This window comes from Pedobacter sp. 01T416_2, assembly GCF_056398925.1.
The window spans coordinates 1-12243 of sequence record NZ_JBFTQI010000158.1; the positions used below are offsets into that span (position 1 = coordinate 1).

Here is a 12243-nt window from a genome sequence, read left to right on the forward strand (position 1 = left end):
TTTCAGGACGATATTCTGCATGCGGAGATGCAGGTACCCCACTGGTTGATTGAGCTGATCGGGCGATGCCTGCAAAAAAATCCAGATGAACGGTATGCCAATGGAATGGAACTGCAGAAGGCAGTTAATGCGGGAATATTGTCGGTACCACAAGACATCAGGCACAGAGAAAATACTATACCCAACGAAGCCTTACATTATGCCGGTTTATATGTTGATACACAGAAAAAGAACCAAAAGCTTGAAAAAGAGCTGGCAACATTAAAACCCCTTGCTTTCAAGGCTGGAATAAAATACAATAGTTCGACTGGTGAATATCACCAGGAAAATTACATCCATGCGTCAAGAAAGGCTTTTTTAGGCTACGCTGCTGCCTGCACCTTAGTTGTTGCCTTTGTAGTTTACAGCTTAGTTAAGACAGAAAACAATAATATTACGGCCTCGCCGACAACCCCATACCGGTCGCCATTTGAAATCGCAAATCAGCAATACAGGCAAGCGCTGCAAACAGCGAGAGAAGACAGCATCCGGAAAGCAAAAATGCAATGGCCCCAGCAAGTAAAAGCAACCGAAAAAGCCAGGAAACAGAACGGTAAAAAGAAGAAGAAATTTCTGGGTATATTCTGAGAAAGCCAGCTACATCATACCTTCCGAAATTTAAATACTTAATGTGGCCTTTTTATTTTAAGGAAGGATTAACATAAGGTTAAATTTTAATGATCTAAGCCCTGGCATCCTCCTAAATTGCTGATATAGCATAGTAATAGATTCTAACTATTCCATTATAGAATTAAATGATTGTGATTAGTTCTTTCAATTCTCTAAATTTATAATATTCCGGTTAAGCTTTAATAAGGAATTAGATTATACTAACAAAAAATATATGGAAAAAGAATCGAACGATATTAGCAAGTGCCCGTTTCATAATGGCAGCATGAAAAGTAATGTAGGTGGTGGCGGTACCCGAAATGGCGACTGGTGGCCAAAGCAGTTAAAGTTGGGTATTTTGCGTCAGCATTCTAACTTATCCAACCCAATGGACGGCGAATTTAGTTATGCCGAAGCTTTTAAAAGTTTAGACTTAGCCGCATTAAAGGCAGACCTTCATGCACTGATGACGGATTCGCAAGATTGGTGGCCGGCAGATTTTGGTCACTATGGAGGTTTATTTATCCGCATGGCATGGCACAGTGCCGGGACCTACAGAGTGGGCGATGGCCGTGGTGGTGCTGGTGCCGGATTACAACGTTTTGCACCGCTGAACAGCTGGCCGGATAATGTGAGCCTTGATAAAGCCCGCAGATTACTTTGGCCGATTAAACAAAAATACGGGCGCAAAATTTCATGGGCAGATTTAATGATCTTAACCGGTAATATTGCCTTAGAATCGATGGGCTTCAAAACCTTTGGATTTGCCGGTGGGCGTGAGGACGTTTGGGAGGCTGATGAATCGGTATATTGGGGTTCGGAAACAACCTGGCTGGGTGGCGATCTCCGTTATGCACACGGTTCTGACGGTGCGCATAAAGCACACGGTGTTGTGGTTACGGATGACAATGCCGATGGAGATGTTCACTCACGTAACTTAGAAAAACCACTTGCTGCCGTGCAAATGGGATTAATATATGTAAACCCTGAAGGCCCTGATGGAAACCCTGACCCAATTCTTGCTGCGAAAGATATCCGGGATACTTTTGGCCGCATGGCAATGGATGATGAAGAAACGGTAGCATTAATTGCTGGCGGGCATACCTTTGGTAAAACCCATGGTGCTGCTTCAGCAGATCACGTGGGCAAAGAGCCTGAAGCCGCCGGTATCGAAAGTCAAGGTTTAGGATGGAACAGCAGTTATGCTTCTGGCAAAGGTGCTGATGCCATTACGAGTGGATTGGAAGTAATCTGGACCACAACACCAACGCAGTGGAGCAATAATTTTTTTGAAAACCTTTTTGGATTTGAATGGGAATTATCGAAAAGCCCTGCCGGTGCTCATCAATGGAAAGCTATAAATGCAGCCGCCATTATTCCTGATGCATTTGACGGATCGAAAAAACACMTGCCAACGATGCTTACCACCGACCTTTCTTTAAGGTTCGATCCGGCTTATGAAAAAATATCAAGACGTTTCTTAGAAAACCCAGATCAGTTTGCTGATGCATTTGCTAGGGCATGGTTTAAATTAACCCATCGCGATATGGGGCCTTTGGCACGTTACTTAGGGCCAGATGTACCACAAGAAGAATTGCTCTGGCAAGATCCGATACCAGCTGTTAACCATGCATTGATCAATGAAAGTGATATCGCAACATTAAAAGCAAAAGTATTGGCTTCAGGATTGAGTGTGGCCGAACTGGTTTCTACTGCATGGGCTTCGGCTTCTACTTTCCGCGGTTCTGATAAACGTGGCGGTGCCAATGGTGCACGGATCCGTTTGGCTCCTCAAAAAGATTGGGCAGTTAACAATCCTCCACAATTGCAGAAAGTATTGGGCGTATTGGAAGGAATCCAAAAAGAATTTAATGGTGCACAAGCTGAAGGCAAAAAAGTTTCACTGGCCGATTTAATTGTATTGGCAGGTGCTGCTGCGGTAGAAAAAGCTGCTGCGGGCCATTCAGTTACAGTGCCTTTTGCACCAGGCCGAATGGATGCTTCGCAAGAACAAACCGACGTAGAATCTTTTGGTTATTTAGAGCCAGCTGCTGATGGTTTCCGTAACTACCGTAATTCAAAATCTCCTGTTCCTACAGAAGAATTCCTGATTGATAAAGCCCAGTTGCTTACTTTAACAGCACCTGAACTGACGGTGTTGGTAGGTGGTTTACGTGCGTTGGATACAAATTTTGATGGCTCGAAAAATGGTGTCTTAACAGAAAAACCCGGCCAGTTAACTAACGACTTTTTTGTAAACCTTTTGGATATGGAAACCGCATGGAAAGCTGTTGCAGAAGATAAAGAACTCTATATTGGAAGCAGCCGTTCAACTGGTCAGCCAAAATGGACCGCAACCCGTGCAGATCTTGTATTTGGTTCTAATGCCGAGCTTAGGGCTATTGCAGAGGTATACGCAAGCACAGATGCACAAGGTAAATTTGTAAAAGACTTTGTGGCCATCTGGAATAAAGTAATGAATTTAGATCGTTTTGATTTAAATTAATCAGAAATACAGCGCAACATTTAAAGGCATCGGAAATTTCGGTGCCTTTTTTGTACTATCGTTTTTTATCATGGTCTGATAGTTTATATACGGCAAGGCCCAAACACAACATTCGCGATACAATGCTGATCAATGTTACTGATAAGAAACCTGATGTGCTTTCTCTTGAAAAAAAACTTAATTTTTTTATCAAATTCTTAAAAATACACTTAAGTAGGTGAGGCATAGTGAATTTAGAGTGAGCCATTTTTTGATTTGCCTGAAATACTTATTCAAAAATTTTTGCGCCTGTAAAAGTAATCATACTGTAATCGGATTTATACGATAGTGTACTTCTACTGATCAAAATAATATTCTTGATTTTGTGATAAAATATTTAATATTGAATTGATAAATCGATTTATCAATAACCGAATATGATGATGAGCTTAGGAATATTTGCTACCTGTGGTGCAGTATATGTCTGTGTAGTTTATTTGTGTGTAGTTTTTAACCCGTTTAAAAATACGATCTCCCATCACACAATTGCTTTTAACTCAAAGCCTTCTGATTAAAGATGATGATTTGCAGTCAATTATTTTTTATTGAATAATTGATAAAACGTTTTAGCTGCTAGCAGTTGAATTATATATTATTAACTAACCATTTACTAAACCTAAACCAATGAAAATCAATCTACTAAAGATTTCAGGGCTTTCTGTGCTTTTTTTGCTCAATAGTCCTGCTTTTTCGATGAATCCGGTTGCTGAAAAATCCGATGGATTTTCTGAGCTAAATATGCCTTTAGTGCATATCCAAAACCGAAAAGTAATTACAGGGACCGTATTAGACGAAAAAAACATGCCTATTCCTGGAGTTGGCATCAAAAACATTTCGTCAGGTAAAACTGCTGTAACCGACGAAGCTGGTAAATTCAGCATTGAGGCCAACACAAACGATGTGATCCGTTTTTCTTATGTGGGCTATCAAAATAAAGATATAACAGTAGGCAATGAAGCTAACATTAGCGTTAAAATGGCACCTGCCGAAGCCAATAAGTTAGATGAAGTAGTGGTAATTGGTTATGGATCGGTGAAAAAAACAGATCTTACGGGTTCTGTTGGTGTGGTCAAAGCCAGCGAACTTCAGGAACGTCCGTCTTCATCGCTAAACCAGGCACTAGCTGGCCGTATTTCTGGTGTACAAGTAAACACCAACTCGGGTAGGCCCGGCGGGCAGACTAATATCAAAATCCGTGGATTTAGTTCAATCAATACAAGCAACAATCCACTTTATGTAGTAGATGGTGTGGCTTTGCCAGTGGGATCGCAAACACAGAACAGTAACGCTATCGATTACATTAACCCAAGCGATATCGCTTCAGTAGAGGTGTTAAAGGATGCTTCTTCAACGGCCATATACGGTGCAAGGGGTGCAAATGGGGTAATTTTAATCACCACTAAAAAAGGAACAGCAAATGCCCAACGCATTACCTATGATGCAGATTTTGGTATAAATACATTGGCGGCACATCATGTTAAGATGCTTGATGCCTTCGAATACGTTAAAGTGCAGGATCTGGCTTATGAGAATATTAAAGTTTACGATCCGGTAGGTTGGGCAGCAGGAAGTTACGCATCCAAACCCGTTCCAAAAGCAGCCAGAATTGCCTTACCTCAATTTTTCGATGGCAATGGAAATCCATTATATAATACCGATTGGTTAAAAGAATCTACACAGAACAAACTTTCGCAAAATCACCAGCTGGGTTTTACAGGTGGAAACGAAAATAGTACTTACGGTGTTTTTGCAGGCTACCGCGATGACCAGGGACTTTTACTGAACTCTTATTTAAAACGATATTCGGGCAGGTTTAATTTCGATAGTAAAATTAAACCATGGTTAAAGGTAGGCGGTAATTTGAGCTACAATAACCAGAATGAAAACATTGTTGATCAGGGAACTGGCGGCTTAAATTCGGTCCGTATGATTACAGAAGCATTTCCTTTTCTACCGATTAAACTGGCAGATGGCAAGTGGGGCGATAATAAACTGATTCCATGGGCAGAAGGAGGCTCTAATCCGGTGCACATCTTAACTGATCAAAAATATGGAATGGTTACCCAAACTGCTTTGGGAAGTATTTACTCTACCATCAGCTTTAGCAAAGATTTAGAGTTCCGTACCCAGTTAGGGGCCAATATTGTGAGCCGTAACATTAATGAGTACAATGCCAAACAATTATACGGTATCTCTGATGGCCAGAATGGAACGGCCAATGTAACCGATGATCGGGAAACCTTCTGGTCACTGGAAAACTATTTAACCTATAACAAACGTTTTGCCGAATCGCATGCCATTAATGCGTTATTGGGTATCTCCTGGCAGGCCACCAGCTTCTTTAGCAATACCAGCCATGCGGAGAATTTTGTAACCGATTTTTACGGAAACAATAACATGGGCTCTGGAAGTAAATCGATTACAGTGGGCTCTAGCCGGAACAGATCGGCTTTTAACTCTTATTTTGGAAGATTAAACTATGCTTTTAAAGATAAATACCTGGTTACTTTTACAGGTAGGGTAGATGGCTCATCCAAATTCGGAGAGAACCATAAGTTTGCCTTTTTCCCTTCGGCAGCACTGGCCTGGAAAGCTTCAGACGAAGATTTTCTTAAAGGAAACAAAACTATCTCTAACTTAAAACTAAGAACCAGTTATGGTTTAAGTGGTAACTCAGAGCTCCCTGCGTATCAATCGCTCGCCACATTGGTTAATAACTCAGCTATTATTAATGATAGTAAGGTAACCGGTATTGGTATCGGCAGGTTGGCCAATCCGGATCTGGTTTGGGAAAAAACAGCACAGGTTGATGCGGGTTTAGAATTAGGTTTGTTTAACAACCGCATTAATTTAGAGGCCGATCTTTATTATAGAAAAACAACCGATATGTTATTGGATGCCCCGGTTCCACGTACCACAGGATATTCGGTGATCAGAAAAAATATCGGGTCTATGCAGAACAAAGGTTTAGATTTAGGGATTAATACGGTAAATGTACAAACCGACAATTTTACCTGGAAAACCAGCTTCAATATCTCCCTTAACCGTAACAAGGTACTTTCTTTGGCTACTCCTGATGATATTTTTGGTGTGGGTAACCCAAATTTCACCAATCAAACTGGTATTATCAGGGTAGGTGAGCCTGTGGGTTCATTCTGGGGGCTTGTACGTTTAGGAACCTGGAGCGAGGCCGAAAGGGCAGAAGCAGCCCAATATGTAAGTTACCGGGGTGGTAAAACTTTGCTTCCTGGCGATATTAAATATTTAGATGTAAACGGCGATCATGCCATTACAGATGCCGACCGTCAGATTATTGGTAACGGAACGCCGAAAGGCTGGGGGTCGTTTGGTAACTCATTCCGCTATAAAAACTTAGAGCTGATTGTAGAACTTCAATATTCTTATGGGAATGATGTGTTGAATATGACCCATCACTCGGGTGAAGACAGACAGGTACAGGCCAATAGCTTTGCCAGCGTATTGAATGCCTGGACTCCTCAGAATCAAAATACACCGATCGCCGCAATCAGGGATCAATCTGCCGGATATGTTACCAACGTGGATACCCATTGGTTAGAAGACGGTTCTTTCATCCGTGGAAAAAACCTTTTACTAGGTTATACTTTTGATAAAACACTTGTCGAAAAATTACGCTTAAGCAAACTTCGTGTTTATGCATCTGTTCAAAATTTCTTCCTGGCAACCAAGTATACAGGTAACGACCCTGAGGTAACTACCTATGGAAATGCATTTGCACAGGGTCAAACATTTTTCGATTATCCAAAGCCAACTACATTCATGGTAGGTTTAAACATTGGATTATAACATTAACTAAAGAAAGGATATCAACATGAAAATGAACATAAAAAATATCGCTGCTTTGTTGTTGCTAAGCGGCGCTATAATCGCAAACTCGGGATGTAAGAAGTTTTTAGATGAAACAGATCCCACCAATCTTTCGCCCAATAGTTTTTATACTTTACCAGAACATGCGGAAGCAGGTATTGCTGCTGTTTATGCAGAGATTCGGTTTATTGGAAACGGTGCCGGTATTTATTCCAACAACTGGCAGATGCTTGATGCACCAACCGGCATACAATCTACCGAAACAGCACAAAACTCCGATCTGAACAATTTGTATTCATTAATTTATGATGGAACAAACCTGCATGTTAACCAAAACTGGAACGGCTTTTACAAAGTGATTGCACAAGCTAACCTGGTGTTGGATAAAGTTCCGGGCATTAACCCGATGGACAATGCACAGAAAAAAAGGATTTTAGGAGAGGCTGCTTTCATCAGGGCCTGGGCATATTTTTACCTGGTACGTTTATGGGGCGATGTGCCTTTAATCACTAAACCGATTACCAGTCCTAACGATCCCAATTTTTCTCCTTCCCGTACACCACAAGAGCAGGTATACAAACTCATTGTTGATGATCTGGTTGCTGCAGAAGCGGCAGGTCTGCCTTTTATGGATGCGAGTGGACGTGTTTCTACAGCAGCAATTAAATCTGAACTGGCAAAAGTATATTTAACCATGGCCGGACAGCCACTTAACAAAGGAGCAGCGTATTATAAATTAGCTGCAGATAAGGCCAAAGAGGTAATCGATTATTCAACCGGGAATCCAGCATCACTTGGCTTGTTCCCTGGTTATGGAGCCCTTCACGATGCGAAGAATGACAATAAAATAGAGCATTTATTCGGAATCCAATACAATGATGCTGCCGGATCTGGTAACCCCTTGCAATCATCTTATTTACCTTTGCACCAGCCATTGGTTTCTAAAATTGATGGCATTGGAACGGCTATTCCAACCGCAGATTTTTATGGTTCGTATGAGGCGGGAGATTTAAGGGCTAAAAACAGAGAAGGTTATTTCTTTACCGATTATTATACCGATGGATTTAAAATGCCGTTGATTAACCGCGGTAAGCCTTATGTTTTTAAACACTTCGATCTGATTGCAAATGGAACACTAGGTGTAGAAGGTACCAGCAGGAGCGATCTGAATATTCCACAGATCCGTTATGCCGAAACCTTATTAATTTATGCCGAAGCACAGAACAGGGCAGATGGTAGTCCGAATGTTGCAGCCTATACTGCTATAAATGCAGTACGAAAAAGAGCGCAATTGGCCGATCTTGCAGGTTTGAGCCAAACACAGTTTGAAGAAGCCGTTTGGAGAGAACGCTGGCACGAACTGTGCTACGAGGGCGTTACCTGGTTTGATATGGTGCGGTTACGTAAAGTGTACAATGAAAGCACCAATGGTTTTGATAATTTTGTTGGCCACATTAATAAAAGTGTAAACCAACCTTTGCAAACCAAACATTTATTGTTCCCGATTCCTACTTCAGAAATCAAAAACAATCCTAACCTGACTCCAAATCCAGGTTATTAAACAACAGTATTTTATTATTTCTAATGGTTGGTGTCACACCGACCATAAATAATGTTTTAACAAAAAAACGGGTGCCCGATACGAGGCATCCGTTTTCATCGTCGTTTCGGCTGAAGCACAACCGAATAGAGATCCCTCGCCGCCGCTCGCGAGCATACTAAAGCAATGGAGGTGTTTATCAGCAATTTTATAGTCTTTAACTATTGTATGGGCAGATTTTACGGTAATTCATAAATTGAGTTTAAAAAAATAAAAGGAGTGAAGGGGCTTTTTTAATTTATTAGACTTATTTTTGCGGCAAATTATAGAACCACACAGGGAGATTAATTGATGCCTGTGAACCTCGACAATTATTAGAAAACTAATATTTTATCAATGACAAACGACAAAAAAGAAATATTCGAAAGCGTAGCACAACGTTTAAAAATTGAAGGTTTTAATGTAGTAAACCGCGATGAAACACGCCCTTGGGGTGGTTTTTTTGTAATAGATGAAGCACAGGCGCAACAATTTGCCGATACTTATTTTGATGGATTAAATGTTGAAGACCTTAAAATTGGCGGTAAATTAAGTCCGAAAATTTTAATCGTTGCACCAAATACACGTCTTTCGTGGCAATATCACCACCGCAGAGCCGAAATCTGGCAAGTGGTAACCGGTACTGTTGGTATTAAAACCAGCCAAACTGATGAAGAAGGTGAAGTGAAAAAATATGCTCCAAAAGACCAGATCAAATTACAACAAGGTGAACGCCACCGCTTAATCGGTTTAGAAGATTGGGGTGTTGTAGCAGAAATATGGCAACATACCGATGCTTCAAATCCATCAGATGAAAGCGATATCGTACGTGTTCAAGACGATTTCGGTAGATAATAAATAATTTAAAAAAGAATCCTGTTCTATGCATTGGAACAGGATTCTTTTTGTCTAAACGCTTAATTTAAAGCGTTTTTTCTACACGATTAAAAACTAAACGCCCTCAAAATACGTTTATAAAGCATATACATCCTTACATGATTATCTTCATTTTTTTTCTTTGCCATTGGTTTTTATCCCTGTTTAGCCAAACCTTTTTCCTTCACCGTTACTCGTCGCACAAGATGTTTAAAATGGAGCTTTTTTGGGAGCGGTTTTTCTATCTGATATTGCTGATCTCGCAAGGCTCATCATTTTTAAACCCCAGGGCTTATGCCATTCTGCACCGGATGCACCATGCTTATAGCGACACAGAGAAAGATCCACACTCACCACATTTTTTTAAAGATGTTTTCGGGATGATGGTTGCAACGAAGAATATGTACATGAATTATCTGCAATTTAAAATACAGCCAGAGCCAGCTTTCCAGGGAAATTATCCTGAATGGCCAATTGTGGATAAGATTGGAAATTCATGGGCCTGGAGAATTGCATGCGGCCTATTTTACATTGGTTTTTATGTTGCTTTTGCCAACCACTGGTGGCTGTTTATTTTATTGCCGATCCACTTTTTGATGGGCCCTTTACATGGGGCAATTGTAAACTGGTGTGGTCATAAATATGGCTATTCTAACCATGATAATGATGATCATAGCAAAAACTCATTACCTTGGGATTTCTTATTAATGGGCGAACTTTTTCAGAACAACCACCACAAAAAACCAAACAGTCCTAACTTTGCTACCAAATGGTGGGAATTTGATCCAACCTATCCGGTAATGAAGGTATTGCACTGGATGCGTATTATAAAAATTAGAAAGGTTTAAGGGAAGACTAAAGCTCAAAGCTAAGTGCTCGTCATACTATTCCGAATGTTCGGGATTTATTCCATGGTCTGTGTCCTCACAGACCATTTGTTTTTTCCGTTTGGTTCACTAAACCAGCCATAGCTTTTTTCCGCCACGGAAACACTGGAATCACGGAATTAATCTTTACAACTTGTTATCCTGTTGGAGGACTGTCAGAAGTTTCATTTCATGGTTTTGAGTGTAATCAAAGAGCAATAAGGGGCTTACTGTCATCCATAATTCCTTTTACCGATAAAAGCGTAGTGTTTGCCGACAAATTGATAGAGTTAGTGTAAAAAGTATAGCTTATAATTGTAACAAAATGCAATTTGCGTAGACTAATTACAAAAGACTAACTCTTAACATGAAAAAACTTCTACTACTTACCTTCATCCTTGGATTATTTTTTACCGCGCATGCCCAGTTTACTGGCGGCGGCTTGGGTGGAGGACCAAAAAAATCTACCGTTACCGGACGTATTACCGCAATTATACTCGATTCACTAACTAAAAAACCAATTGACTACGCAACGGTATCGTTGGTTACTGCAAAAGATAACAAATCTGTAAACGGTGGTGTAACCGATGGAAAGGGGAAATTAAGCTTACAAAATGTATCGCCTGATTCTTATAAGCTAATGATCGGTTTTATGGGCTACAAAACAAAATCTGTTTTGGTTACCACCACGCCATCCAAACCCGATAATAATATAGGTACAATTTATATTTCATCAAGCGAAAATACGCTGGCAGATGTGCAGGTTCAGGGAACAAAAGCGGTTATCGAAAATAAAATCGATAGAATGGTTTATAACGCAGAAGCAGATGGTACAAACGCTGGCGGTGATGCAACTGATGTAATGCGTAAGGTGCCGATGTTATCGGTTGATATTAATGGCAACGTGCAGTTGCGTGGTGGCGCGGTACGCGTTTTAATTAATGGCAAGCCTTCCGGTACTATGGCCAGCAGCGTTGCTGATGCTTTAAAAATGATCCCTGCAGAGCAGATTAAAAGTGTGGAGGTAATTACCAGTCCATCAGCTAAATATGATGCAGAAGGTTCTGGAGGTATCATCAATATTATTACTAAAAAATCTAATGCACAAGGCGTAAGTGGTTCGGTAAATGCTTCTGCAGGTACACGTCAGAACAACGGTGCATTTAACTTAACTGCAAAAACGGGCCGTTTAAGTGTTAATACTTCATTAGGAGGAAATTTTGCATACGCTCAGAATTCGAGGGTTGTCATCGTTAACAACACCAAACTAAATAATGGGGGTGTTAACAATTTATCACAAGACGGTTTCTCAAAATGGAGCAGAGATGGCTTAAATGGTAGTTTAGGTGTTGATTATGATTTTAATGCATATAACAACATTAGCTCTAATGTAAAGTTTAACCGTTTTTCAAATGGAGGTCCAGGTGAATCGGATTTTATTTATAATAGTATTCGTCAAAGAAATATCAGCGATATGGATATGACATTCAGTAATATGGATTGGAATGTCGATTATAAAAAGACCTCTAAAAAAGAAGGTGAAGAGTTTTCTATTTCTGCGCAGCTATCTACCGGCCGTACGCCGCAAAGGTTTAGTAATACGCTTATTCCTCAGGATTCTTTAACAGGAGTAACTACTGAAAGAAATAATACCAGTAAAAATAATGAGTACACTGTTCAAACTGATTATACGTATCCATTTTCTAAATCAACAACCTTAGAAGTTGGCGCAAAAGGTATTTTTCGTAAAATTAGAAGCCAGTTCGATTTTTCGTCACAAGACTTTGATTATAATCAAGATGTTGCCGCAGCTTATGGTGTAATTAGCTTCAACTTAACCAAAAAATTAAAGTTTAAAGGTGGTTTAAGAACGGAATATACTA

At 40.3% G+C, this 12243-nt stretch carries 7 protein-coding genes; all 7 read left to right on the forward strand.

All coding sequences use genetic code 11. The features are described 5' to 3' along the window. The coding region (locus tag AC1DPQ_RS09005; RefSeq protein WP_477608893.1) for a hypothetical protein at nucleotides 1-627 on the forward strand (627 nt) is incomplete at its 5' end. 256 nt (nucleotides 628-883) lie between these two features. Beyond that, nucleotides 884-3154 (forward strand): catalase/peroxidase HPI, encoded by a 2271-nt coding sequence (katG, locus tag AC1DPQ_RS09010; RefSeq protein WP_477608894.1) that lies wholly within the window; start codon nucleotides 884-886, stop codon nucleotides 3152-3154. Between the two features lie 663 nt (nucleotides 3155-3817). Next, complete coding sequence (locus tag AC1DPQ_RS09015; protein WP_477608896.1) at nucleotides 3818-7018, forward strand: SusC/RagA family TonB-linked outer membrane protein; 3201 nt, start codon at nucleotides 3818-3820, stop codon at nucleotides 7016-7018. A gap of 25 nt (nucleotides 7019-7043) precedes the next feature. Next, nucleotides 7044-8600, forward strand: coding sequence for a RagB/SusD family nutrient uptake outer membrane protein (locus AC1DPQ_RS09020; RefSeq protein WP_477582705.1), 1557 nt, complete (start codon nucleotides 7044-7046; stop codon nucleotides 8598-8600). A gap of 375 nt (nucleotides 8601-8975) precedes the next feature. Continuing rightward, nucleotides 8976-9473, forward strand: coding sequence for a cupin domain-containing protein (locus tag AC1DPQ_RS09025; RefSeq protein WP_025142534.1), 498 nt, complete (start codon nucleotides 8976-8978; stop codon nucleotides 9471-9473). Between the two features lie 140 nt (nucleotides 9474-9613). Beyond that, nucleotides 9614-10342, forward strand: coding sequence for an acyl-CoA desaturase (locus AC1DPQ_RS09030; RefSeq protein ID WP_215131673.1), 729 nt, complete (start codon nucleotides 9614-9616; stop codon nucleotides 10340-10342). Nucleotides 10343-10727: 385 nt separating this feature from the next. Continuing rightward, a partial coding sequence (locus AC1DPQ_RS09035; RefSeq protein WP_477608898.1) for a TonB-dependent receptor occupies nucleotides 10728-12243 on the forward strand: 1516 nt, incomplete at its 3' end.